Source organism: Hymenobacter mellowenesis (genome assembly GCF_030581005.1).
GTDB classification, from domain to species: domain Bacteria; phylum Bacteroidota; class Bacteroidia; order Cytophagales; family Hymenobacteraceae; genus Hymenobacter; species Hymenobacter mellowenesis.
Genome location: NZ_JAUQSX010000007.1, coordinates 222,860 through 248,077 on the forward strand (window position 1 = coordinate 222,860; position 25,218 = coordinate 248,077).

Below are 25,218 nucleotides of genomic sequence, written 5' to 3' on the forward strand. Positions count from 1 at the left end.
GAAGGGATTCCATGGTCTGTACTATCAGCCAAAGACTTGGCTTGTTCCAGGTTATCCGCCCAGATGAAGGTGAGGGAATGTCCAGACTTATTGGAATAGAAGTCAAATACATAGGTGTCCTCCACTGGACCTCCGGGAATGGCTGGGGCCCAGATATTGTAGTCTGAGTTGGGGTACCAGGAATTGAATACATTCTCCCAGCCAAATTCCTTGTAGAGGGAAGCTGTGTCCAGGTATTCAGGGACTGTCATACTAGTAGGGTTTGGAGTTGGGAATTGAGGGAATTCAGTACTGTGGCCTTCATGTCATCACAGTACCCGGAATTGGTGATGAAGTCCTTCTGGTTCTTGTAGGAACAGGCCCCCAGGTATTCAGAGGAAGTCAATAGCCCTCGGTAGGTACCCTTCACCTCCACATCACCCCATTTCCAGGGGTTAGTGTAGGAAGGTTTGACAATCTTGGCCTTGATTTCTTCCTTGGTCATACAGTCTGCAAGGTCCTTATAAGGGTCAATGTCAGACTCCCGCTCACAGATGTATTCCCACCGGACTTGGTCTTCTGTAATAATCATGGTTAGGGGTTTGGGGAAATAAGTCCTGCTTTGATTCCTTCCAGGAGCTGTTTGGTGTACCATACCTTATTGATGGTGACCAGCTCGAAGATGTGGTCCTCTGTCAGGTGGACTATTCCAAAGACATTGGACTGGGTTTCCCCCGGCTCAATACTTCGGACCATTCTACAGTCAGGACGGAGGACTAGGGTGGCTACTATAGGTTTCATGGGCCTAGTCCTGGAGTTCAGTGAAGTCATTCCACCTCTTGTGGGCACATAGCAGGATTCCATACCCAATGAGGTCCACCAGGTCATTCTTCCGCACTTCCGGGGAGTTCTTAATCCGGGCCACCTTGTCATCCATCCGGGCCAGGAGTTTGTCCTCAATGGAAGTCTTGGAGAATATTCCCAGGGGTTCTAGTCCGGAGTTACCATACTTCCGGTTTTTGTCTTTAAGGAGTTCCTTCACTCCCAGAATTACCTTGAGTATGGGGGCAAACTGGATGGCAGTATTAGGGTCCTCTGTATTCCCCTCAAAGCTTTCCTCAGGAAGTGGGTAGGAAGTGGGGTTGGGGGTTCCCTGGTCTTGGTTATTGAGCATGGTTTAGGGATTTCTTGAGTTGACGGATAATGGCCTTCTTTTGGGCAGATTTAGCCTCACATACCTTTTGGCAAGTTTTACACCTGCGGGTACCATCCGGGTCTTTATAGGTATTCTCCGGGCTAAAAAGGTGACCTTGCTTACAGTGAGTTTTCAATAGAGAAGGATTCCTTCCTCTAATAATCCTGTCCTGCATGTTGTCTTTTTGGGTCCCCAACTCTAGATGGGCGGGGTTCACACAGGTAGGATTATCACAGGTATGTCTCACCAGTAATCCTTCAGGTATAGGTCCATTGATAAACTGGTAGGAGACTTTGTGTGCCATGGCAAGGAATTTTCCAACCTTAAATCTTCCATACCCCCCTTTTGTAGTAGCTGCCAACCATTTCCAACAGCCTTCTTGCCTTATTACAACCTTCTCCCAAAATCTTTCTTCAACGCTCCTTATCATGTTAATAGGGTTTTAAGTAATTGGCGGGTGTAGTCCTCCCCCATTTCCTTTCTCACATCACTGATATCCTTCATCTTCTTCCAAGCCAGTTCATCGGGGACCTTGATGGAAGGGTAATGGTATTTGGAAGCCTGTACCTGACCTACATTCACTTCCTTGGTGATGTCATTATCATACATCACTACCAACCTCTTGTACTTTTCCTCTAACAGTTGTAACTGTCTAGGAAGGATGGGAGTAGTTTCAGACCGGGCAGCCACAGCTTCATACCCATAGGACCTGAGGACTAGTACATCTTTAGTGGATTTCGTTATCACACATAAGTCCCCCAGTCCCGGTGTTAACTGTAACCAACCCTCCACCATATACTCAGCAAGGGAATTCAGGAATTTAAGGTCTTTGGAATAAGGTTGATACAATTTATACCGGTTCCCTATTTTGAAGGAAAACATCATTCCCTTGGGAGTAAAGGGCTCCAACTGGTGGGGTTGGGTCCAGAAGTGGGAGACCTGGCTTACCCGGTACTGGGTCAACAGCTCCACTCCTATTCCATACCCTGCCCAGTACTGTAGGGCTTCCCTGGTAAACTCCTGACTCTTGACCCTAATCTGTGCCGGGGCCTTGGGAGTAGGTTTCTCATGGTGCAGGATGGGTACCTTCCCTTCCCCGTAGTCATTCCCGGGGAATAGGTATAAGTGGAAGTCCCGGTCAATCTGCTTGAACACTTCCTGCTTGGAGGACAGGGAATAGAGGACTTGAATGAGGTGGAACACATTCCCGCTCTTCCCATTCCCACTGTCCTTCCAGAGGAATTCACACTTCCCTGGTGCCCGGGTGGATGCAAAGAGGGAAAAAGAACCCCGCCCTTCTCCCCTTATGGGACTCAAGAACGGGGTTCGTAATTCAGGGGCAAATCCTAGGTAGTGACAAAGGAGTTGATACTCGTCAACCAACCCTAAGACCCTTTCCTCATTGACCACCTCCAAGGCTAAAAGGGCCTCTAAGGGGTCATCCATAGGCTACATTATCAGTTGGTAGTCCCTCTTGATGGTGGACCAGAGCATGTGAGGTCTAAACTTCCCATCTCCAAACTCCACATGGTAGGCAATACCATTGAAGCTCCCATGGAAATGCCGGTGTTGGTCTACCACCTTTCCTACCTCAGTGGGGTCCTTTTTGGACTGGAAACAGAATCCGGGCCTAAGGTCTTCCTGTTTGATGGCCCTACTACCTATTCTTCCCATGGATTACTGTGCAAAGGGAAGTTCCACATCAGCTACAGGGGCACTGGTCTCCCCAAACAGGGAAGCCACATCCCCACCCGTGTTGGGGTCAGCACTTACTTCCAAGGGTTTGTCCAAACCGTTGTCCTTCTCGAACTTGGTGAACTTGAGACGGGACTTCTCAACAGGTACTTCCATGGACTCAATGAAGGGCTGGTCCTTCAGGAATTTGTTCCGCAGGGAGGTGTACTTGCTGTTCTTCCGGCGCACTAAAAGTAGACGGGCCAACTTACCCTTGTCAGCCTTCTCCATCATAGCAATGAAGTCCTCACTGTAGTTCTTGTAGAGGGTGTCCAGGACTTCCTGCTTTTGGAACTCAGCCTGGAGGTTGTCGTTGGTGATGGGGGTTTTCAGGCCCCGGAAGGGATTGTACTTAATCTGGTCCACCGGGAAGTAGACACCCAGGATGGAGTTGAGCTGGGCCTGGAAATTCTGGATGTCCTGGACAATCATCTCATGGGGAAGGGCATCCCCGGTGGAAGTGTTGGTGGAACGGAAGGGGAAGATGGTGATACGGGCATTCTCACCGGCACCGCTACCCCCTACTACTTCCCCACTGGACAGGGAATCCAACAGGCTTACTTCCTTGGCCTCAGCCTGTACTTCCCCGGTCTGCTGGGTGAAGGTCAACTCAAGAGAACCCTTATCGTTGATGGTGGCCGAGGTGGTGATGTTGTCGAAAATTCCTACTGACAATGACATACTATTGGGGGTTTGTTGTTGGTTGGTAAATGGTACTTGTTTTGGAATTATCAGGACTATTCCTGTTTTCCGGGGCGGGCAAAGGTAGAGTATCCCCTACCCATTGTCCAAATGGTTTCTTGGAAATATTATATCCCGCTCTCTACTGGGTTCTCCTACTGGGGAAGGGTGTTGGGTACCTGTAGCCCGAGGAAGACCGTGATGGTACTTCTCTGGGGCTTTTAGGTGGGGTATTCCTCGTCTTCTAGGTCTTCATCTTCCTCATCATACCCCTCCTCTTCCTCTCGACCATAACCCTCGGGAAGGTCCTTGCCTGTGGTATCCTCAAACCTTTCATTGATGAGGTCCCGGATGTCGGAGTCTGCTGGCCCAAAGTCAGCTTCCCGGAAGAAGAACTTTAGGTATTCCAACTCTGTAGCCTGTGCCATGGTTAGTTGATGTCAATCACCTTCACTTCCCCATCCTCTGACAGGGAATAGTTGGCCCGGGAGTTGGGAATGTCAATGGCCTCACTGGTCTCGTAGAAACCCAACAGGGCATCAGGAGCCACCCTCCGACAACCAATGGAAAAACACCGGGTCCAGTTATAAGGTATTGGTTTCATGGGGTTGGTTTTCAATGATGAAATTCTTGACTGTTTTCCGAGACACTCCCGTAATTCTTTCAATACCTATGTAGGTTTCCCCTTGAGAGTGGAGTTGTAGAATGGTTTCCTTCATTCCTGGGAGGGTGGACTTCCGAAGCAGAGACTTCCGGTTAAAGGGTATGTGGGACCAAGCTGTACCCCTCTTAATTTCCTGAATGGTGACAGGATGGACTTGGTACTTAAGAGCTAGGTCCTTTACCTTATGTCCTGCTCGGCTGGCCAGTAGAATGTCCCACACCTGAAGCTCTGTTAGCTTACTAGAGGAAGAAGCCTCCCCTACTGGGACATGACAACCATGCCGGTTTGCCACCATCTTCTGACTGTTTTCCTTGTAAGTCACCCACTCCAAATTATCTGCCCAGTTGTAGAGCTTATTATGGTTTATGTGGTTGACACAAGGTTTATTGTCAGGGTTGGGAACAAAAGCCTCAGCCACCATCCGGTGAACCCGAACAGGGGTAGACTTGTAGTTCCGGGTCATCTGAATGAAGGGGTAAGGGTTGTTGGACTTGGTTGTTTGGGTCATCAGTTTCCCATTTGTCAAACTCCGTACATTCCCCTTATTACTTACCACAGCCCGGTCTTCCCACCCAATTACAGGCTTCCACACTTCTTCAACAGTGTCTACAATCTCAAAGGGTAACATACTATTCTCCTTCCTGGTAAGCCTTAATCTTGGTAATCACCTCCATCAGGTCATTGGGAATCAGGAGGGTGTCATAAAGGCCCATGGGGGTCTTGGCCTGCTTGTTCCCATCACTGTTGGTGAGGAAGGAGTAGGCTACCTTGTCATCCTTCCGGACTACCTCGGTGTGCAGGATGTAGGTGAAGTATGAGGGAATGTCCACGGTCTGGTCCAGGAGCTTCCCGGAAGTCTTGAACACACTCTCCCCCACGTCGTTGGTCTGGACGTGGGACAGGACCACCACAAACAGGTCATCCCGGAGCCCTTGGGTATTGGCCAGGGCTTGGTAGATGTCCTTGCCGAACACCCCCCACTTGGCAAAGCCTTTGTCGGAGGTGAAGGCATCACTCATCATCCGGGCATTCTGGAAGTGGGTGGAGTCCTCAATCACGGCATACTTTACAGCCGGGAGTTTGTCGGAGATGTGTTTGAGGGCAGCGGGGATGTCCGTCACCTTCTCGGTAACAATCAGGTTCTTTCCCTTCACATACTTCTTAGCACTCCCCTGGAAAGGAAGGGGCTTGTCATTGGGGGAAATGATGAAGGTCTGCTCACTGGGCAGGTTACGGAGGGAGGTGGATTTACCTGTGCCCGAGGGACCTTCAATTAGGATTTTGGTTGCTGGCATGTTAGGATTATCTTGGTAATGTACTGTAAGTTACGGTGAAAATGTGGTTTTTCCTAGACCTTTTTTGGGTAGATACGGCCGGTATTTATCAGGGTCAGGCTCCCCACTCATCAGGTCATTCATCTCCTTAGCAGGGGGCAATTCCTCGAAGGTGTTCAGGTCCCCCCGGAAGTAGAGACCTATGCGGGCCCCAGGGGGTGCTTCCCGGGACTTGAGAATGGAGAGGGAGCGGTACCTATCCTGGAGGAGGGTTACACTGTAGCCCCGGTGGGTGGGAATGTCATACCGGTTGGGGGCAAACAGACCAAAGGCATAGTCCACATCCCGTTGGGTCTTCTTACTGTCCCCCAACCCGTCCAGGGAAGGTTCCAACTTCTCCTCAATCTTCACTCCCTTGAAGGTGTGCTCCACCCGTTCCTTGTCAGCAGACTGCTGTTGGACCACCCACACACTCATATGGAGCTTGTTTCTCATGTGGATGGCGTAGTGGTTGGAGAAGTAGTCCATGGTCTCCGTCAAGGACATCATCCGGTCTTCCTTCTTCTCCGTGGCCAACAGGGAAAGGTGGTCCACTATCACCATGACTATTTCCTTGGGGTTATCAGGAATGTAGGTATCCCAACTTCCCTTGGGGTCGGTGACGTGGACTCCCTTCTTGTAGAACTTCCCTACCTTCCAGGCATACTCCCGCATCAGGTAGTAGATACCGGTGGGGTTCCTCACGGTGTCCACAAAAGTGACCTTCTTCATCAGGTCCTCGAAGTAGGCTTGGTGGGCCCGGATTCTCTCCATCACATAATCCGTCAACTTGTGCCGGTTCACCCCCACTCCCTTCAGGGTCATCATGTCCAGTTCAATCCCATCTTCCAAGGCCAACCGGGAAAGGATGCCGTTGAGGACAAACTGTTCCTCTGTTTCCTCCAGGGAAATGTAGAAGGGGTGGTAGGTGAAGTCACACTCGGGGTGTTCTTCCAGGAATTTGAGGGGACCGTAGATGGCAGCTTCCCTACTGAACTTGGACTTGCCCACCCCACTGGAGGCCGTGGCCAGGTAGTAGGTCTTCCGCTCAATCCCCGGGAAGTAAGGAGACAACCGCTCAAAGTGGGTGGGAATACAGTTGTAGGTATTCTTCCTACGGGCCTCAATCCCTTCCACCACTTCCTGGTATTTGGTCATAGTTCGATGTTAAAGGTTTGGGTTTGGACACTGGCTGGGTTATAGTCCCGGTACACACTCACCCACAATTCCTTGATGAAGTAGTTCCCAATAGTGGGACGGGAATTCCGAGGGTCCAGGTAGAAGGCTCTGCTGGCCTGCACCAACCGGGAATAGTCCATGGAAGGCTCCTTCATACACTTAGCAAAGGCTTCCATTCCGGGCTTGGAGAAGTCACTCACAGTGAACTCACTTCCCGAGGTCCCATAGGGAAGCCTAACCCTCTTTTCCCCAAACACTTCCTTGATGAAGGCCAAGTACTTCTCTTTCCAGTCCCCCGGGGCCTTGGCTGGGGGTTTCTGTCCCTTGGTGGTGAAGTACTTTTCGGTGAGGACTGTTACCCCTTTGTGGGTTACCATCCAGCCCATGGCAATACCCACCTCTGTCCACTTCTCTACGGGGTTTTCTAGGTCAGTCATAAGCACCTACCATGTATTTAAGAAGGATTTCACTAATCTCCTCACCAGTACTCCCTTCCTCTGCCAAGTAGACATCGGTATAGGAATTCATGGTGAAGTCTCCACCTTTCCAACCCTCGTAGGTATTTCTTAGAGCTTCCTTAGCACACTCCAACATCTTCCCTACCGTTACCTTTTCCACTGGCTCAAAGGCCAACTCCGAGTAATAACCCCGGTATGAATGGGGGTTGTGGAAACCCATTGGGACAAACTTGTTAGGGTTTTGGGTCTCCAAGAATTCAATCAAACTTCCTAGTGTCATACTTTATGGTCTTTAAGGGTGAACTTTCGCACCAGTACCCCGTCCCACTTATCCGAGTAAGTGTGGTTGGGTACCAGTAAATCAATCCTATTCCTCAACCGGGAATGGGTCTTATCATGCAGGATGTACAGGCCCCAGTGTTGGTTGGGTAGGTTCTTCCCGTACACCAGCACCGTGTCTCCCCACTGCCACCCAGTCATCCGGAGTAGGTCATGGGAGAGGGCACACCATCGGGTGTTGGACAGGGCCTTCCCCTTTGGAGTGGTGGTCCCGTCGAAGGTGGGGGAACCCGTGGGGTAGTACACCGTGGCACTGACTTCCCTCACTTCCAGTCCTTGGGCTTTGAGGACCACAGGAAGGGGTTCAGGGACTGGGGGACAGGGAAGTGGAGCAGGATTGGGCATTAGGCACCCCAACGCGAAGAAGCCTCCACACCCACACAGGACTAAGGATGGGTACTTCATACAGACAGGACTTTGGTGAGGTCTTCCTTGTCCAAGTGACCAACCTTGGTTACAATCCCTGTTACCCCCTGCTTCATCATGTACCGAAGCTGGGAAGCCTTCAGGGTAATGGTGGTCTCAGGGAATAGAGGATTAGGGGAAGGGTTTGGGCCTAGGTAGAGGTTATCCCGGTTAATCAAGTAGGGAATCCCACTCTTGGTGGTGGGAAGGGTCTGGGCCTTGGGGAGTAGGGTACACTGGCCTACTGGAATAGACCAACCCTCTCCTTTCACAGTGAAGCAGAAACCCACCCGGGTTACTTCCTCCACAGTAAGCGGGGAATGGATATACCCACCCTCTGTCTTGGTGTCAAGGTATTCCATCTTCCCTATATTGTATTCCCGGTCAGTGGATAGTGGACCCTTGGCCTTAGCACCCACCACAAACCCAGCTTCCTCCAACTCCTTCAGGCCCCCTTGGATGAATTCCTCCTCGGTGACGGGGGTGTATAGTGGACAGGGAATACGGGTAGCTTCCCCCTTTACGGTGTAGGCATCCAACATATTCAACCTATCAGGGGTAACACCCTTAATCTTGAGCACCTTCCCATTGACCAAGACATACTCTGGGACCTTGGGCTGTTTCAACCCTTCCAGGATGTCCATGAGCTGGTCCCAGTCCTGGGGAAGGGTGAGTTCCTGGTCTCCACGAGGAGCACACCAACCACTCCACCAATAACCACCTTCTTTCTCATTCACATAGGTAAACAGCTTGATAACAGTGGGGAAAATGGAAGTGTCCCGGTCCTTACCTTGTCCCTTGTTTTCCTCATAGTGGGGAAGCCGGGTCTGGATTTCCTTGTAGGCTGCCTCCAGAAGGGACATTGGGCCATTTATCTGGGCATTGAGGTCCCAGTGTTCTAGTTTCTTTTTGGGCATGGATTAAAAGGGCTAAGGGTGATGGGTTGTGGGCAAAGGCCCGGGGTCCGAGGACGGGGTAGATTTCCTGGGCCTGTTGGGGTGTGGGGAAAAAGGAGAAGGCCATCAGTACAGTCCAATTAGTGATTGGGCCACTTCCTGGGCCCGTACAGCCTCATTCCTCAATTCCCTTTGGGTGTCGGTGCAGAGGATGCACATGGCCGGTTTGTCCCCTCTCTTGGCAGGATGGTACTGGGTGAGGTGCTTGACCTTCCCACAGTGTAAACAGGGCTTAGCTGTCATGTAACACCCCTTTCTTGGCCTTGTACCGGGCTGCATCCTCCTGTTTCCTACAGCACTTGCAGGTGGGGTGGGAATGGTATTCGGTGAGGGACTTGGGTGTGAGGCAGGTATCACATTCCTTGGTCAGGTCCTCCACTTCCACCTGGATGATGTCCCGTAGGAGTTGGTTCTCCCCCTTGGTGGTGTTATGGGCTTGGTTCTCATCCTTCCAGGTATCCATCCACCACAGGGCATCCTGTTTGAAGTACTTGACCTGTTTCCGGTAATACAGGGCCAACCCACCACCCAATAGGGAAGTCAGGAATAAGGCCCCTAAGGCTAACTCAAGCATTGGGTACCTCCTCTCCCTTTTCCCCAAGTTGGGGTCCCTCAGTCTTTAGGTCAAACTGTTGTTGGAGGATGGTCCTCAACCACTTATTGTCCTGTTCAGCTACCTGCCACATGGAGAAGTACTTGTGGTACATCTGTTGGTTAACCTTGTTCTCGATGTCCTTCCAGCCCCACTGAATGAGGCCAAATAGGGCTACTATTCCTAGTAGGATGATGAATGCTATCATGTGAGGTATGGGGTTAGGGTGTGTAATTCTTCCCAGATTTTGATGAGGTTTTCCCTACATCCCTGGGCTACTTTGAGATGGGTCTTTCCTTTGGTGTGGTAGCCCCAGTACAGGGTCAGGGACTTGGTCTCCCGCTCTTTCAACTTCTCCACTTTGGCCTGGACCTTACTCCGGTCAATCCATTCCCTTCCCTCGATGGTGCAAATCAGTTTCTCCACCTCATCCAGGTAGTACTGAAGATTGAGGTCATAGGGGCCTTCCTCGTAGTCATTGAAGAGGGTCACCGGGGAAGAGGATAAGAGGGTCTGTGGTGCCCCATTCTTGACCTTGAAGAGTTGGCCTCCACCATTGGAAGCATAATACCTCAGGGTCCTCTGCATGGGAAGGATTTCAGGCCCCACATGGTACTGGACCTCCTCATACATTTTCCCGATTTTCACACTCAGAGCATAGTCGTAGATGTCGGTAACCCTCTCCTCCCCTTCTACATACAGGTTGGAAAAGGTGTAGGGCACTCCCATCTTCCCAATGACTTCCTTGGGGTCTACTCCCTCTGTGAAGTACTTCCTCAGGGCAATGGCCACAATGGGTTTGTCATACCCTTTAAGTACCCCACCCTGGGGAATGAAGACTCCCTTGACCTTCACACTTCCATCTTCCTTGATACTGAGGTAGTTGTTGACATCCCGGCGTACATACTTGGAGTAGAAGGTTTCCTCCAGGGTGAACCCGGTGACCTGTTCCCATTCCCGGTACACCTGTCTGACCAGCTCCAGGTTACACTTCCCGGTCTGGAGTAAGATGCCATCGGTGTTGGCACTGATAACCTGTATTCCCTTCTGGGTCATGGCCTCAATCAACATCAACAGGGAAAACTGGTTGTTTAAGGTGACCTGGTAGGTACACTTGGGGTCGTAGAGCCAGTAGTACTGGAAGTTCATCAGACCGTACACGGAATTTGCCGAGATTTTAAGTCCCTCAGCCACAACCTTTTGTGCCTTGTCTGTCTTCCCCTGTTTCTTGGCCTCCAACCGTTGGGTAACTATCCTCTGGTACACTCTCAGGAAGGTGGAAGAGTCCAGGTGTTGGGGACTGACCTTGTTGTTGAGAATACAGTTGGGGTACTGACTGGCCACATCAAGGTCCAGTAGGATGGATTCCTCGGTGGTCTCAAACACCCCGGGACCATCCACTGAGTGAATTCCCCCAAGGGCCACTACATACTCTACCCCACCAAAGGACAAGGGGGGAATCTCACAACTTCCCTTCTCATTGATGTCCGTAATCCATAAGTCCCTCAGGGAATCCAGGTAGGTGTTTAAGGTTGGGGTAGTGAACTTGACCCAGGGGAAGATGAGGTCTCCAATCCTGAGGGTAGTCCGGTGAGTTCTCTTCCTAGCAATGGTCTCGATGGGCTTCCCACTCTCCTGGGCATAGAAGGTGTCCAGGATGGTTTTCCCTATCTTGGAGTCAGCATCCGAGTACATGGGAGTCCCAAACTTCTCCGAGAGCACCCTCCGCATTTCCAACCGGGGGGCTATGTGGTGCATGATTTCCTCGGTGCCTACCACATCGTTGAGGTCGTAGGAGAGGATACCTTCCACTTCATCTGGTTGGACTTCATGTAGGTAGTGGTGAGGAAGGTCCTGAATTCTCGGGAATTTGAGGTTGACCATCACCGCCTTCAGGGACTTGGTGTTGTACCCTTCCCGGATGACTTCCAACACATCAATGGAAGGGAAGTAGTCCATCTTCCTGAGGTCCTTAATCACCTTCCGGGGTTCCTCTTCTAGGTCATCAAACCCAATAATGGCTTGGGACAGGTTGTTGAGGGTCCTGACTATCTTCTCTGTGGGGGTAACCTTGAGGGCCTGTTGGTAGGTCAGTAGGTAGTGGAGCAGGACATTGTCATAGTTAAAGGAGTTGAAGCCCACCAAGAGGGGTCTGGTCTCCAGGAATTCCAACAGAGCAATCAACTCATTCACTTCCCCTATTCCTTCAACTCCGGGGTAGATGGTGTAGGTCCTTACCTCTTCCTTATGTTTGGCAATACAGGAAAAGAAGTTGGGAAAGGACTCAAGGTCATAGGTCCAAGCCCTATCTAGGTTGTAATCTTCCATTGGACCTGTCTAAGTAGGGTGATGAATTCTTCCTCAGAGTCTACCATCCCATAGAAATGGGTTCCACTCCCTGCCTTCAATTCCAAATAAGGGTCTCCATCAGGGTCCTTTCCCCAGTGGACAGCATACCGTCCGTAGGGACCACCTTTAAAGGGGTAGTTGTTCTTCCCTCCAAACTCTGACTTCTTGAAACCCAGTCTAAGGAGTAGGGCCGGGTAAGGGTACCAGTAGGTGTTAGCCTTCTTTCCCATTACCCCTCAATCAGGTAATTCCCTTCCTCAGGTACCAGCACAGTGTAGTACCGCATTCCCCTCCCTTCCCCATCGGGTACCATCATCTGGACCCGTTTGGGCGCCTGGGGGTCCTTGGTCCAGAACCGAGGCCTGCCGTAGTAGTCCTGTATCTGGGCTGTGGCATCCCCGGTGATGGCAGACCAGGCCCTCTTGAAGTTGTTGAGTAAGAACATCTCCTGTTTGTTGTTGGTGTACATTGTTATTGCTTGGTTTGAGGGTTAGAAGACACTGATTCCAGTTCATGCTCGTAGTAGTCCCATCCATTGTCCAGTTCATACCCATTAGGCCCACTGGAATTCTGGTACATTCCCTTGACTATGGCTATGTCTCCTACAGTCCGGACCGGGGCTCCTGACTCCTTATTGGTAAGGACCTTAACTGTGTCCCCTCTTGTGAATTTGTAGTCCATGGTTAGTGAGGGGGGGGTTATTTAGTGGTAATAGCTTCCATCAGGGCCTCAAACTGGGCCATGGGAATGTGTTGACAGCCCACAGCTAGACCCTCGCTGGGGGCCTTCAGGTCTGAGTAGTACACCTCCCCTTCCTTCACCTTCTTCACCTCGTACCCAGCCAGTTTGGGAAGTGGGGAAGGTTGTTGGGCACACTTCCCTATGAATTCCTCAATGGTAATGAGGTTGGTCTGGGGTTCACACACTGTTGCCAGAAGTTTGTTGTAGCCCAAGTACTTATCCATGGACATCATCTTGTTCAAGCAATTGTTACTCGACACCTTAACACCCATCTTCTGGGCATACTGGAATAGGGCATTCCCTGCATCCATACCCACCTTCACGTAGTCACCATCCCGTAGACCTTGTCCATCCCCCTTCAGGGCCTGTTGGAAGTCCAGGAGTTCCTTCTGGGTCACGGCGTACAGGTCCCGTCCATGTCCTTCGTTGAGGTTCAGGGCCACCACCTCATTCCCTTCCTCCACGGTGGCCACCAGCTTGGCATTCAACTGGACCTTCACTTCCTTCTTCCGTTGGGAATAGGTGGTCAGCAGGTCGAGAAATTGGGGAATGGAGACTTCCTGTTTGTTGGGGTAATTACGGGTAAGTCCGTCTCGGCTACCATAGGAAGTGATACCCGGACCTTCGGGCTCGGTAAACTCCGGTTTGAAGAACACCCAGGGACTAGCCACTACCTGATTGAGGCCTACCTTCTTGGCAGCTTGACCCAGTAGTGTTTGAAGTTCTTTCTGGGGAGCATGGGTGTACACATCCTCCAATCCAAGCTCCTGGGTTTGGGGAAGGAGTTCAAGTTCCTCCTCTGAGTACCTTCCCAAATAGGTTGTCTCCGCATCAATACCATAGACTTGGTAAGGAAACGCAGGACGGGTTGGGCACTCATCCTCGCGAATTACACCCACTTTACCAATACTGTCAGAGTATGGACGGAGGCCGGTATCATTATCAGGTTTCCGGTACTTAATCTTTACTTTATCACCTACTTTCATGGGTCTTACTTGTTGAGGGTTACTTGATTGGTGAGGAAGTCTATTTCCCAGGTATTCCCCAGGTTATCGGTCTGTTGGCGGTACCAGGGAAGATTTCCCACACTCTCCCACCAGGTTGGGGTGTCCACTCCACACCATTGGAGTTTTTGGGGAGGGGTGTAGGTGGGAAGTCCCAGGGAAAGGGAAGAGGGTGTATACACTTCCCAGTAGAGTACATTCCCAATCCTCTTTTGGGTGGCTGGTTTGGTTATGGTCATATGGAAAATGCAAAAAGCCACCCCCTGGAGAGAGGATGGCAAAAGTAGGACAGTATTTGGTACTATTCCTACAAGTTGTACAAAAAGGTGAAATTATTTATCCGGAACCTCCCATCACCGGGAATTGGCTCAATCCCTCATTCCCTTGGATAAGTCCCAAACTCCGGAGGTAGGTACTGGTCTGGGCTAATGTGGTGTGCCCATTTTGCCGTTGGATGAGGGCCAGGTCCTTGGTGGCCCGGTAGAGCTGGATGTTTGAAGTATGCTTCAACCCGTACAGGGTGTACTCCAACCCGTCCATGCCCAGCTTGACCAGTATCTTCCGGAGTTGCTTGTAGAAGTAGGCTTCCCCCACCGGCTTCAATCCCGGCACCCGTTTCTTGGTGAACAGGAAGTAGTGAGGTGGGTAGTCCTGTATTCCCATCTGGGTCAACAGGAAATTCAGGGCCGGGGGAATGGTGACAAACCTGCCCACCCGGTTCTTGTCATGCTCGGGCCTTACCCAGATGGTATCCCCCTTGAGGTCCTCCACCCGCAACAGGGCCAGTTCCCTCCGGGGCCTTAGGAAGGTGTAGTAGGCCATTTGGAGGAAGAGGTAGAGCTGGGGGTTGGGTTTGGCCTCGGTAAGGATGTGGGAGAGTTGGGACTGGGTATAGGGCCGGTGCTTGGAAGAGGAGGCCACCTTGACCCGTTTCCCGGGGGTGGTGGGCCCTTGGTGGGGAATGCTCCACCCCTGTTCCCGGCACCAGGTGGCCCACACATGCAGGGAAGACCCCACCATGTTCCTCGTCTTGGGAGAAAGGGGTTGAAGGGTCCTGTGGGAAGTGTAGCCCTTGAGGTAATCCTTCCACCTATTCCTAGTATCCGGGGTGAGGGAATCCAAGGCATGTAAGTCTTCCTTAGAGGTCCACTGCTGGAAGATGGCCAGGTGAGCTGGGTAGTAGTTCTTGGCCAGTCCCCGGGTCTGTTGGTGAGCTAGGAATTGGGTGATGGCTTGGAAAATGGTAGGGGTTTGGGGGAGGGAGGGGGTAGAAACCTCGGGAATCACTTCCCCGTGGACATACCCGGCCTTGAGTAGGGAGTTGATGGTCCCACACCACTCACTTCCCCTCACTTCCCTATCCTTCTTCCCCGGGATGGAATTGAGGTCAAACCCCTGCCTTCTACGGATAACCTTCCTTTCCGGAGTAGAGTATTGCCACCAGACAACCAGCCACCGTTGGTCCACACTCTCCTTGGCAGGCTTCAGGACCCGGGCCGGTTTGTAGACCAAGGGAAGGCCCACAGGGGGAGGAATCATGGCCAATTCCCGGGCTACTGCCACAGGGTCTGCCACATTCAGGCCAAGGAGAGAAGAAAATTGGGCCATTACACATGGAAGTCAGGGGGTTACTTTGGGTGGGAGTGAGGGCGTGAGCTTCCGGCCTTTTTGCGTTATTTGTTGGCCCGCACTCGGCGGCCCCTTTTTCTGCTTTTTATGCTTGACTTTCTACCATTTCAGTCTTTTCCGTCGGCGGAAGCGGCGCAGCCGTTGCTGGCGATGCTGCGGCAACACGCCATTCCCTTCGAAACCGGGACCGATACGGGCGAGCCGGTGTTCAACCCGGCGTTCACCTTCAACAATACCTACGCCACCTTCGTGGTGAAGCTGCACGGCGCTGATTTTGAGTGGGTACGTCGCCTGCAGGAAGACGCCAACCGCGACGCCCTGGCCAACCTCAGCCCCGACCATTACCTGTTCAGCTTCTCCGATGCCGAGCTGTTTGAGCTGCTGGCCAAGCCCGAGGAGTGGAGCCCGCTCGACGTGACGCTGGCCGGGCAGCTGCTGCGGCAGCGCGGCCGCGATGTATCGGCCGATACCGTCCGGCTGCTGCGCGAGCACCGCGTGGTGGAGCAGAACAAGCCGGAGCCGAACAACTCCGGCCGCATTCGGCTGGGCTACTTGTTTGCGCTGCTGGGCGGTTTTGGGGCCATTTTTATGGGCTGGGAGCTGTATTCGCACAAAAAGACCCTGAACGACGGTCGCCAAATTCCCGGCTATTCTGCCCACGACCGGGTGCACGGCCTGCGCATCATGACGCTCGGCGTGGCCAGCTTCATTCTCTGGATGGCGGGCCGCGTGTGGCTACTGCCGCAGTAGTGCCGCCGGGCTACCTTTGCAGCCTTTGGCCCGGCATTCGCGTAAGCACGCCCATGGTGGCGCTTACTGGCCGCCCTTACATTCGTTTCGACTTTGTCAGCTTCTCCCTTTATGACCTTTTCTTCCTACCTCACTCCTGCCCGTGCCCTGGCGTTGGGCTCCCTGCTGCTGGCCGCTGCTTCGTGCAGCGTGAGCGAGCAGGTGAAAGACAAGCCCACGGGCAAAAACGTCTCGGCCGAAGCCCTCGAAAACGAGGCCTACACGCTGATGCAGTACCGCCTCAACTTCGTGGACGAAGCCAAGCTTGGCGGCCAGGACATTCTGTTTGTGCGCCAGGCTTCCGACATTGCCTCGCCCCAGCAGGAGCAGTTGCAGGCCGCCCTCAAAAAAGGCAACCTGCCCCTGCACCTCAAAATGCGCGTGTACGCCAAGAACCCCAGCGCCACCAGCGTGCAGCTTAAACAGCTCGACTACAAGCTGTTACTCGATGGCAAGGAGCTGACCACCGGTGCCACCGGCCAGAACCTGCAGCTGGAAGCCAGCGCCATCGAAACCCTGCCCATCACCGTGGACCTCAACGTGAAACCGGCCCAGCTTGCGGGCAGCACCCCGGCGGCCTTCGCGGCCGGCTTCACCGATTTCACGGCCGCCAACCGCCGCCTCACCGTCCAGATTCGGCCCATGTACATAGGCGCCAGCGGCCGTCAGGTGCCGGCTTCCAACTTCGAGCCTGTACCGCTGGTGACCATGAAAAAGGCCGTTTCAGCCAAATAAGCCGGCCGAACAGTACGCTTTGCCTCTACAGGCGATAAAAAACGTCCTGCTGAGCGCCGCCGAAGCATCTCTACTGCCAGAGTAACTAATTACTTGCGCAGTAGAGATGCTTCGGCGGCGCTCAGCAGGACGTGCTTTATTTCAAACAGCGCAAGAATCGGGTGTTGAAAGCCGGGGTGAAGTCAGACTTTTGTAGTCCATCAGCAGCCCAGTTTTATGACGGATTACCAGCGTATCGCCGCGGCCCTTGCTTTCGCCAGAACGCATTTTCACACCCAGCCCACGCTGGAAGAAATGGCGGCCCAAGCGCATTGGAGCCCTTTTCACTTTCAGCGCAAGTTTCAGGAATGGGCCGGTGTGTCGCCTAAAAAATTCCTGCAGTACCTGAGCCTGGACCACGCCAAGCAGCGCCTGCGCCAGCAAGCCACCGTGGCCGAAGCAGCTTATGACGCCGGCCTGTCCGGCACCGGCCGCCTGCACGATTTATTCGTGACGCTGGAAGCCATGACGCCCGGCGAGTACCGCCAGGGTGGCGCGGCCCTCACCATCAGCTACAGTTTTGGCAATAGCGCCTTCGGGCGCTACCTGGTGGCTTCCACGGGCAAAGGCATCTGCAAGCTGGTGTTTGCCGATGACGATGACGCCGCCCGGCAGGAGCTACGGCAGGAATGGCCCAACGCCACGCTGACCGCAGCAGAAACGGCCAGCCACCAGCAGGCAGCCCGGTTTTTTGCCCGCGATTTTGCCGCCCCAGCTCGGCTGCACCTGCACCTGAAAGGCACGCCGTTCCAACTCAAAATCTGGGAGTCGCTGCTGCGCATTCCGGAAAGCGAGCTGCGCAGCTACGCCCAATTGGCCGCAGCGGCTGGGCAAGGCGAGGCCGTGCGGGCGGCCGGCACCGCCATCGGGGCCAATCCGGTGGCCTACCTCATCCCCTGCCACCGCGTGATTCGGGGCACCGGCGAGCTGGGCCAGTACCGCTGGGGCGCCACCCGCAAGGCGGCGCTGCTGGGATGGGAAGCGGCGCAACAAGTCCCGGCCGAGGAGTAGGCCGTGCGCTTGCATTGATTTTAAAGATGTTCAGCAGGTTACAGCACCCGCTGGAATTTCATACGGAGCGTAGCCGAAGCATCTCTACCGCGCAAACCAATCGACTGGATTGCGTTGCGCGGTAGAGATGCTTCGGCTACGCTCCGTATGACGTTCTTATATTTTTTGAAACTGCTCTACTGCACGGTCAGGCGCTGGCTGAAGGTGCCCATGGTGGTGGTGGCCCGCAGCGTATACACGCCGGGCACCAAGGGCAGCCCCGGCAGCATACGTCCGCCCTGACCGGGCACGGCAGGCAGCAGCACGTTGAGCATTCGGCGGCCCATGGTGGAAAAAACCTCTACCTGAACATCGCCCGCCCAGGCGGCTTTGGGCAGGTCGAGCCACACGGCGGCCCGGCTGCTGACGGGGTTGGGGTACACGTCGACTCCGGGGAGGGGGCTGCGGCGGACGGGGGCATTCAGGCTCACCACCACAGCCGACGGGTCGGTAGACAAGCCCAGCGCGGCGGTTAGCAAATCGAGGTCGCCGTCGCCGTCCACATCGGCCACGGCGGTGTTCATTGGGTTCAGGCCGGCGGGTACGGGAGCGGTGGCGGCGAAATTGCCTCGGCCGTCGTTCAGCCCCACGCTGAGCGTGTTGTCGGCGCCGTTGGTGGCTATCAGGTCGAGGGTGCCGTCGCCGTTCAGGTCGCCTGTGGTCACCCACTTAGGGTTGGTACCTACGGCGATGTCGGTGGTGCCGCTGAACGAGCCCCGGCCGTTGTTGAGGCGCAAACTCACGCTGTTGCCGTCGTAGTTGGCGGTCAGAATGTCGAGGTCGTTGTCGCCGTCCACGTCGGCCACGCTCAGGCGCCAGGGGTTGCGGCCTACGCTGAGAATATTGGAGAAACCCGTGCCCCCGAAAGTACCGCTGCCGTTGTTGGGCGCGATAATGACGCGGTTGTTGGCCATGTCCGTCCCGAGCAAATCCAGGTCGCCGTCGGCATCAATATCGGCCAGCACCAGGCTCTGCATGCCATTGAGCAGGAAGGACTGCGGCACCCATTGAAACGTGCCGCTGCCATTGTTGACGTAAATGCTCACCGAGCTGCCGATGTTGGTGGACACCGCGAAGTCGAGGTCGCCATCGCCGTCCACATCGCCCACCGTTAGCCCGAGCGCCGAAGTCGACACGGCGGGGTCGGAGCCCAGCGCAAAGTTGCCGTTGCCGTCATTCAGCCGGATGCTCAGCATGCTGGTGATGCCGCGGCCCACGCTGATAAAATCCAGGTCGCCGTCGCCGTCCACATCGGCGGGCACCACCTGGTAGGGGCTTTGGGCCACGGGCACCTCGGCTCTGGGGGTAAACACGCCGTGGCCGTTGTTCAGACGTACGCTCACGGTGTTGTCGGCGGCGTTGGCCACCAGCAGGTCCACGTCACCGTCACCGTCCACATCGGCGGGCGCCACGCAGTGGGGCAGCCGGCCCACGCCCACATCAGCGGCCGGCATGAAACTGCCAGCGGCGCTATCAGCGGCTACGGTGAATTGAAACACATACGGTTGGCCGGTGCTGGCGCCGGTGCTCGTGCTCTGCACCCGGCGCGGCAGCGTCACCGAGACAATTTCTCCCGGCTGAAAGCCCCGCGCTGGATTCGGATAAGCACCTTGGCGCGGCTCCACGGTCACGCCGAAGGTGGTGGGGCCGTAGGCCGAAGTGGGCGTATCGAAGGCGACGGTGCGCCGGCCGCCGTGCTGGGCCGAGAACACGCGCGCACCGGAAAGGGAAGCGATGTTGATGGGCTGTGAGTAAAACAGGCCGATTTTAGCACTCCGGGCGAAGGCGCGTGCATTGGCCGCCGGCTCGGTGCGTACCAGCACCGGGGGCACCAGCGGCACCAGCCGGGCCGGATTGAGGCGGACACTCACCGAGGCCCCGCCCGAGTTAGCCGCGAGCAGGTCGAGGTCGCCGTCACCATCCACGTCGCCCAAAGCCATGCCCTGGGGCGTGCTGCCCACCGTGGTGCTGCCACCCCAAAGGAAGTGGCCGCCCCCGCTGTTGAGCAGCATCGTGACGGCGTTGCCCGTGCTGCTGCTGGCCAGCAGGTCGAGGTCGCCGTCACCATCCACGTCGCCCAGCGCCACGCTGCGCGGCTGCGGTCCTACCGCCCCGCTGCTAAAAAAAGTATACCGGCCCGTGCCGTCATTGAGCAGCACGGTGGCCGAACCTGCGAGCAGGTTGGCCGTCGCCAGGTCGAGGTCGCCGTCGCCGTCGAGGTCGCCCAGCGCCAGGCTAGTCGTGAATTGGCTGAGCACCGCATCGGGCATGGCGCTGAACTGGCCGAGCCCGTTGTTGCGCATGATGCGCAAGGCGGAGCTGGAGGTGGCGTTCACGGCGGCCAGCACGTCGAGGTCACCGTCGTTGTCCACGTCGCCCAGCGTCATCCATTCCAGCACCTGTCCAAAGGCCAGGTCCGTCGTGCCCGAGAACACGCCCTGCCCGTCATTAAAGCGCACGCTCACCGAACCCACCGTGGTATTACCGGTGGCCAAATCGAGGTCGCCGTCGCCGTCGAGGTCGCCCAGCACGAGGCTTTTCGCCTGCAGGCCCACCGTCAGCTGCACCACGTTGGCAAAGGTGCCGTTGCCGTTGTTGCGCAACACGCTTGCCGAGCCGTAGTAATTGGCCGTCAGAATATCCAGGTCGCCGTCGCCGTCGATGTCGCCGGTGGTCACGGCAATCGGCGGGGTGCCGGTGTTCAAATCGGTGCTGCCGGAGTACGTGCCGGCGCCATTGTTGAGGCGCAGGCTGACGGTGGCGGCCCCGTAGTTGGCCGACAGCAGGTCGAGGTCGCCGTCACTGTCCATGTCACCCAGGGCCACGCTCCACGGTTGGCTGCCGCTTGGCACCTCGGCGCCGCCCGCGTACACGCCGGTGCCGCCCGTGGTAGCCGCCGTAAACTGGTACACGAAGGGGCTGGCCCCGATGCCGTTGAGGTTTTGCACGCTGCCGGGCACGCTCACCTGTACTGTTTCGCCGGGTTTGAAATCTGGCAGTTGTCCTGCAGGAGCCGTGGGGGTGAGCGTGACAGTGCTGCCGCTGGTGCTTGCAGTGGCCGTGCGCCGGCCCCGGTACTGCGCCGAAAACACCCGCACGTTGCCGGACGTGGCCGGGCTGATATTCAGCGTGAAGGGAATGGCTACGGCGCTGTTGCGGGCCGCCGAAGGCGCATGGTGGGCCGGGCTGAGCGTGGCGCCCACCACCGCCGGTCCTTGTGCCCGGGCCACGCGCCCGCCTAGCAGGGAGCACGAACCGATTAAAAGTAGAGTTGCTAAGGAGGAAAAATGCGTCATACCAAGAATTTGCGTACCCGGCAAATGTAACAGGCCAACGGCTCCGGCGGCTCCAAAAAAATTACCCCTCCCGACTCAGTCGAAAGGGGCAATTGAACCTAGCGGTGCCAGTTGGTCAGGCTACGAAATCCACTTGAACTTGTATTCCAGCTTTGGCACGGCCATCCGGTCGCTCACGCGGCGCAGGCGGTTGGGCAGGGCCATGATGTAGTCGCGGGCCTTCTCGGCTTCGCCGGTCAGGCCGCCGATGTGCTCAATGTCCCAGTCGGTGATGAGCGAGTCGAGAATGTCGGTGTAATCGGCGCTGGTGTACACGCCCAGGCGCTGGGCGGCGTCGGTGAAGTGGCCGAAGGTTTTGCCCATTTCCACGCCCATTTCGCGCATGTAGTGGGCCGGCATCACAATTTTCTTGCGCATCATGTCCTCAAAGGCCAGCATCATTTCCGAGGGGTCGTACTTGAAAATCTCGGTTACGAAGGCCTTGTACACGCGGGCGTGGCGGGTTTCGTCGCCGGCAATCATGCCGCAGATTTTGGACAGCTGGTCATCGCCGGCCTTGCGGGCCAGCTGGCCCACGCGGCGGTGCGAAATGTTGGTGGCCTGCTCCTGGTAGCTCGTGTACACGAAGGCGCGGTAGGGGTCGTTGGCCGTGCCTAGGTCGAAGGCGTCGTTGATGAGGTACTGGGTCGAGACTTCAAACTCGCGCATGTTCACGCGGCCCGAGAGGTAGAGGTAGCGGTTGAGCAGGTCGCCGTGGCGGTTTTCCTCGGCCGTCCAGCCCCGAATCCACTCGGCCCAACCGTTGTTGCGGTCGCGGTTGATGTTGTCGAGTTCGTGAAACCAGGCCTCGTAGTTGGGCAGGGCTTCTTCGGTGATGGTGTCGCCGATGAGCACGGCCAGCAGGTCGTAGCTCAGGGTGCCGGCCTTTTCGCGCAGCTCTTTTACTTCGTCAAAAAACGTGTCGCGGCGCGAATCGGGCAGGTAGTCAGCGGGTTGCCAGCTGTCTTCCACGCTCTTGAGGAAGGTGCTCATGTTGGCCTTCAGGAAGCCTTCCATCTGTTGCAGGACTTCGCCGCGGGTTGCTGATATGGAGGTTTGCATGGGGTGAGACGAAAAAACGTGAAGGGGTTATGAAGAAACGCTTTTCGCGCAACAAAGGTCTGCCCGAACCGTAGGGGGGCGGTTATAAGATTATGGCATTATCGGGCAAAAAGGCCAAATTCAAACCAATCTACCCGGTTTTAGGCCTGCTTCGGCCCTTCACCGCTCACATCTTTTTTAACTGAAGCTCCGCCCGATATAGCCAGAACACCGAATCGGCCTCCGCAGGCAGTACTGGTCTTTGGCGCGAGAACAACAGCTGGAAGCCATCGAATGCAGTGCGGCGGCTTAGCCAGGCGGCCGTTTCGGGGGTGAGCACCCAGGCGACGGGCACATCGGTGCCAATGACCGGCCGGTTGGCCAACCGGCGCAGACATTCCGTTTGGTCGGTGGTGCCACTCAAGGCCTTGCGCAGCGCGGCCTGGGAGGCATCGTGCGAGGGCCAGCCGCTCAGCAGCAGCACAGACGCGGGGGTGGCCGCATCGGCACGAAACGGCGACAGGCTCTTGAATAAGTCGGTAGTCCCCGCCATCACTACGAGGCGCCCCGCTCCTATTCCGATGGCGCGCAGGGCTTGTTCGTGGCGCCCCCGCTCGGCGCGAAGGACCTGCCGGCGGTGCAGCGTTTTCAGCCCGTAGAGCCCGAAAACGACCAATCCCAGCCCAGCTACCAGCCCGCCAGCTTTACGCGAAAAAGCCGGCAGCAGCGCCGCGCCGCGCGAGTCCGCCGGCCGGGCCAGTAGGAAGGCGCCGTTGGCCAGCAGCCAGCAATCGAGGATGGGCAGCGCGAGCCGGGGCGGCAGCTTGAGGACGCCCGCCAATAACGCCAGCGCCCCCCCGAAGCCCACCTGCACCAGCCAAAAGCCGCGCCGGGGCCGCCCGCCGCGCCCGGCCACCACGGCCGTGCCGGCCAGCAATAGCAGTACAGGAAAATAGTCGCGGAGCAGCAGCCCGGCCCGCAAGCGAAGCTTGGCCGGGGCCACGCGCAGCCAGAAAGCAGGAGCATCGAAACGGTAGGCGCGCCGGCAAAAGGTCTCGTTGACCACGGTGGAATCGCCGAGCAGCCACAGGCTCACGGCCGCGGTGCCGAGGCTGTCGGCGGCAGTGCGGGGCTGCGGGCGCAGCTGCTCAAAATCGAGAATTGGGGCCAAATAGCCGTCGCGGGCCTGCGCCCGGGCCTGGGCGGGCGTTTGCAGCGCGGCCGCCGCGCCGGTAGCCAGCACCAGCAGCGCGGCGCCGCCGGCTACCACGGGCACCGCGCGGCGCCAGCCCCCCGCCAGCCAGATGGCGCCCGGCACCGCGGCGGCTAGGCCCAGCACCGCCGGACCGGGCCGCAGCAACCAGCCCGCGCCCAGCCCCAGCAGGCCCACGGCCAGCGCCCACCGTTGCCCCGGCCGCTGGGCGGCAAACAGCAGCGCTGCCGCCGCCAGCAGCACCGCCACCCGCACGTGGCTGAACAACAGCCAATGTTCGAGCCAACATATGGCAAAAAAAGCCATCAGCACCCCAGCCAGCGGCGCCGGGCGCAGGTAAGGCCGCAGTATCCGGTCCAGCACCGCAAAAGCCAGCACCGTGGCCCCGGCCATCAGCCCGCCCAGCAATCCGCCCAGCCACGCCACGCCCGGCACCGCCGCATACGCCGCCGCCAGCAAGTGCCCATAACCGTGGAAATACAGCGGCAGGGAAACGACCGGTTTCAGCGCCAGCGTGCCGTTGAACAGCCAGGCCAGGGCCGTTTCGTCGCTGGTTTCGTAGTAGCTGCCAAGGCCCGCCACGGTGCTCCCAATCAGGCCCAGCGGCAGCAGCACTACCCGCAGGAAGATGGCAAATCGGGAGTGACGCGGCACGGCGGAGGAGTGAATCGGGCTGGTTGTGCCGCAAAGATGCTTCGCGGCGCGCTGTATGCCCATTTCTGAATTTAATCAAAGCCGGTTCTCAACCCACGTTTGGCCGGCCGCGAATGGGCTTTTCTACGCCAACACCCGGCTCCAGATTGCCAGCGCGCGGTCGAGCACGCTGAGGCGGCTGGTTTGGCGCAACAGCGCGGCCAGTTGGCCGGCCTCGGCGTAGCGGTGGCGGCGCACGGCCTGGCGCAGCTCCCAGCGCAGGCGCACGGCTAGGGCAGCCTTCTCCTCTGGGGTGCGCACGAGGGCCAGCGCTTTTTCGCACACCCGAATGGTGGAGGCGAGAAAGGGGTCGTGGCGCTGGTAGGCTTTGGCGCTCATGCTGCGCGGGTGCTTGCGCTTGCGGGTCGTCACGGCGTCGAGGTAGCAGAACTGCCAGTCACGGCTGGCCCGCACCCAGAAATCAAAGTCTTCGTAGGCCAGCGTTTCGTCGTAACCGCCCAGCTCCTCCAAGCAGGTGCGGCGCATGAGCATGGTGGGCGTGCTGATGAAGTAGCGGGCCAGCACGTCGGCCAGCACCCAGCCGCTGGCGGGCGCGGGGCGCAGGCCGCCCCGCCCGTCGGGCTGGTGGTGCAGGCCCAGCGGCTCGCCGGCCTCGCTTATCAATTCGCAGTTGGAATACACCACGCCTACATCGGTGGGCGCATTTTGGAAGGCTTGCACCTGCTGGGCCACGCGCGCGGGCAGCAGCACGTCGTCGGTGGCGAAGTCGATGACGAACGCGCCGCGGCTCCGGCGAAAGGCCTGATTGAAGGCGCGGCAGTTGCCCACGTTTTCGGGCAGTAGCAGCAGGTGCCAAGCGGAATGGCGAGCGGCGTACTCGCGCAGGATTTCCGGGCTGCCGTCGGTGCTGGCATCGTCCACGAGCCACACGTCCAAGTGCGGGTAGGTTTGGGCCAGAACGGAATCCAAGGCCTCGCGCAAAAACGGCGCGTGGTTGTGGCACAGGGCCACGATGGTAACCAGCGGGGGCGCTTGGCTTGGGGAGGAAGGGGAAATGTCAGTTGTAGAATTGGCCATTGTGCAAGGGCACAAAAGAAGCATAGAAACAGAAGTCAGGCCAATGGCTTATACCCAGTGGAACCAA

24 protein-coding genes are annotated in these 25,218 nt (G+C 56.6%); 3 read left to right on the forward strand and 21 right to left on the reverse strand.

What is annotated here, in order from left to right; genetic code table 11:
* Positions 1 to 247: 247 nt before the first annotated feature.
* The 17 genes from Q5H92_RS14970 to Q5H92_RS15045 all read right to left on the reverse strand — a co-directional run bounded on the left by Q5H92_RS14970 (position 248) and on the right by Q5H92_RS15045 (position 15,197).
* A complete protein-coding gene (locus tag Q5H92_RS14970) occupies positions 248 to 484 on the reverse strand; it encodes a hypothetical protein (protein WP_305012349.1) in 237 nt (78 codons plus the stop codon).
* A 300-nt stretch (positions 485 to 784) separates the two neighbouring features.
* The gene (locus Q5H92_RS14975; RefSeq protein WP_305012350.1) at positions 785 to 1,153 is read right to left on the reverse strand and encodes a hypothetical protein; all 369 of its coding nucleotides are present in this window, start codon (positions 1,151 to 1,153) and stop codon (positions 785 to 787) included.
* A complete protein-coding gene (locus tag Q5H92_RS26670; RefSeq protein ID WP_369811150.1) occupies positions 1,143 to 1,604 on the reverse strand; it encodes an HNH endonuclease signature motif containing protein in 462 nt (153 codons plus the stop codon). Before Q5H92_RS26670 ends, Q5H92_RS14975 begins: the two co-directional genes overlap by 11 nt.
* A complete protein-coding gene (locus Q5H92_RS14980; RefSeq protein ID WP_305012351.1) occupies positions 1,601 to 2,620 on the reverse strand; it encodes a hypothetical protein in 1,020 nt (339 codons plus the stop codon). The genes Q5H92_RS26670 and Q5H92_RS14980 overlap by 4 nt, the downstream gene beginning before the upstream one ends.
* Before the next feature lie 231 nt (positions 2,621 to 2,851).
* Positions 2,852 to 3,583, reverse strand: coding sequence for a hypothetical protein (locus Q5H92_RS14985; protein ID WP_305012352.1), 732 nt, complete (start codon positions 3,581 to 3,583; stop codon positions 2,852 to 2,854).
* 227 nt (positions 3,584 to 3,810) lie between these two features.
* A complete protein-coding gene (locus Q5H92_RS14990) occupies positions 3,811 to 4,017 on the reverse strand; it encodes a hypothetical protein (protein WP_305012353.1) in 207 nt (68 codons plus the stop codon).
* A 156-nt stretch (positions 4,018 to 4,173) separates the two neighbouring features.
* Complete coding sequence (locus Q5H92_RS14995; RefSeq protein ID WP_305012354.1) at positions 4,174 to 4,881, reverse strand: NUMOD4 domain-containing protein; 708 nt, start codon at positions 4,879 to 4,881, stop codon at positions 4,174 to 4,176.
* Between the two features lies 1 nt (position 4,882).
* Positions 4,883 to 5,374 carry a hypothetical protein gene (locus Q5H92_RS15000; protein ID WP_501991677.1) on the reverse strand — a complete coding sequence of 164 codons (492 nt, stop codon included), beginning with the start codon at positions 5,372 to 5,374 and terminating at the stop codon, positions 4,883 to 4,885.
* A gap of 204 nt (positions 5,375 to 5,578) precedes the next feature.
* Positions 5,579 to 6,724 (reverse strand): P-loop NTPase family protein, encoded by a 1,146-nt coding sequence (locus tag Q5H92_RS15005; protein WP_305012356.1) that lies wholly within the window; start codon positions 6,722 to 6,724, stop codon positions 5,579 to 5,581.
* Positions 6,721 to 7,182, reverse strand: a complete 462-nt coding sequence (locus tag Q5H92_RS15010; RefSeq protein WP_305012357.1) for a hypothetical protein — start codon at positions 7,180 to 7,182, stop codon at positions 6,721 to 6,723. The genes Q5H92_RS15005 and Q5H92_RS15010 overlap by 4 nt, the downstream gene beginning before the upstream one ends.
* Positions 7,175 to 7,468: a hypothetical protein gene (locus Q5H92_RS15015; RefSeq protein ID WP_305012358.1), complete on the reverse strand. Its 294-nt coding sequence runs from the start codon at positions 7,466 to 7,468 to the stop codon at positions 7,175 to 7,177. Before Q5H92_RS15015 ends, Q5H92_RS15010 begins: the two co-directional genes overlap by 8 nt.
* 475 nt (positions 7,469 to 7,943) lie before the next feature.
* A complete protein-coding gene (locus Q5H92_RS15020) occupies positions 7,944 to 8,864 on the reverse strand; it encodes a hypothetical protein (RefSeq protein WP_305012359.1) in 921 nt (306 codons plus the stop codon).
* 605 nt (positions 8,865 to 9,469) lie between these two features.
* Positions 9,470 to 9,703: a hypothetical protein gene (locus tag Q5H92_RS15025; RefSeq protein WP_305012360.1), complete on the reverse strand. Its 234-nt coding sequence runs from the start codon at positions 9,701 to 9,703 to the stop codon at positions 9,470 to 9,472.
* Complete coding sequence (locus Q5H92_RS15030; RefSeq protein WP_305012361.1) at positions 9,700 to 11,823, reverse strand: hypothetical protein; 2,124 nt, start codon at positions 11,821 to 11,823, stop codon at positions 9,700 to 9,702. The genes Q5H92_RS15025 and Q5H92_RS15030 overlap by 4 nt, the downstream gene beginning before the upstream one ends.
* A gap of 250 nt (positions 11,824 to 12,073) precedes the next feature.
* Positions 12,074 to 12,313: a hypothetical protein gene (locus Q5H92_RS15035; RefSeq protein WP_305012362.1), complete on the reverse strand. Its 240-nt coding sequence runs from the start codon at positions 12,311 to 12,313 to the stop codon at positions 12,074 to 12,076.
* A gap of 229 nt (positions 12,314 to 12,542) precedes the next feature.
* On the reverse strand, positions 12,543 to 13,571 hold the full coding sequence (locus tag Q5H92_RS15040) for a hypothetical protein (RefSeq protein WP_305012363.1): 1,029 nt from the start codon (positions 13,569 to 13,571) through the stop codon (positions 12,543 to 12,545).
* A gap of 354 nt (positions 13,572 to 13,925) precedes the next feature.
* Positions 13,926 to 15,197 (reverse strand): tyrosine-type recombinase/integrase, encoded by a 1,272-nt coding sequence (locus tag Q5H92_RS15045; RefSeq protein ID WP_305012364.1) that lies wholly within the window; start codon positions 15,195 to 15,197, stop codon positions 13,926 to 13,928.
* Positions 15,198 to 15,305: 108 nt separating this feature from the next.
* Here Q5H92_RS15045 and Q5H92_RS15050 point away from each other — a divergent pair, with 108 nt between their 5' ends.
* The 3 genes from Q5H92_RS15050 (at position 15,306) to Q5H92_RS15060 (ending at position 17,792) form a co-directional block, all read left to right on the forward strand.
* Positions 15,306 to 15,968 carry a hypothetical protein gene (locus Q5H92_RS15050; RefSeq protein WP_305012365.1) on the forward strand — a complete coding sequence of 221 codons (663 nt, stop codon included), beginning with the start codon at positions 15,306 to 15,308 and terminating at the stop codon, positions 15,966 to 15,968.
* Positions 15,969 to 16,079: 111 nt separating this feature from the next.
* The gene (locus Q5H92_RS15055; protein WP_305012366.1) at positions 16,080 to 16,742 is read left to right on the forward strand and encodes an LEA/WHy family protein; all 663 of its coding nucleotides are present in this window, start codon (positions 16,080 to 16,082) and stop codon (positions 16,740 to 16,742) included.
* 216 nt (positions 16,743 to 16,958) lie between these two features.
* Complete coding sequence (locus tag Q5H92_RS15060; RefSeq protein WP_305012367.1) at positions 16,959 to 17,792, forward strand: bifunctional transcriptional activator/DNA repair enzyme AdaA; 834 nt, start codon at positions 16,959 to 16,961, stop codon at positions 17,790 to 17,792.
* A 176-nt stretch (positions 17,793 to 17,968) separates the two neighbouring features.
* On the opposite strand, the gene Q5H92_RS15065 is transcribed toward Q5H92_RS15060, so the two are convergent.
* From Q5H92_RS15065 to Q5H92_RS15080, 4 genes are all read right to left on the reverse strand, one after another.
* The gene (locus Q5H92_RS15065) at positions 17,969 to 21,127 is read right to left on the reverse strand and encodes an FG-GAP-like repeat-containing protein (protein ID WP_305012368.1); all 3,159 of its coding nucleotides are present in this window, start codon (positions 21,125 to 21,127) and stop codon (positions 17,969 to 17,971) included.
* 120 nt (positions 21,128 to 21,247) lie between these two features.
* Entirely contained in the window at positions 21,248 to 22,228 is a 981-nt protein-coding gene (locus tag Q5H92_RS15070; protein WP_305012369.1) for an acyl-ACP desaturase, read from the reverse strand.
* Positions 22,229 to 22,394: 166 nt separating this feature from the next.
* Positions 22,395 to 24,074: a hypothetical protein gene (locus Q5H92_RS15075; protein ID WP_305012370.1), complete on the reverse strand. Its 1,680-nt coding sequence runs from the start codon at positions 24,072 to 24,074 to the stop codon at positions 22,395 to 22,397.
* Between the two features lie 123 nt (positions 24,075 to 24,197).
* The gene (locus Q5H92_RS15080; RefSeq protein ID WP_305012371.1) at positions 24,198 to 25,151 is read right to left on the reverse strand and encodes a glycosyltransferase family 2 protein; all 954 of its coding nucleotides are present in this window, start codon (positions 25,149 to 25,151) and stop codon (positions 24,198 to 24,200) included.
* Positions 25,152 to 25,218: the final 67 nt, after the last annotated feature.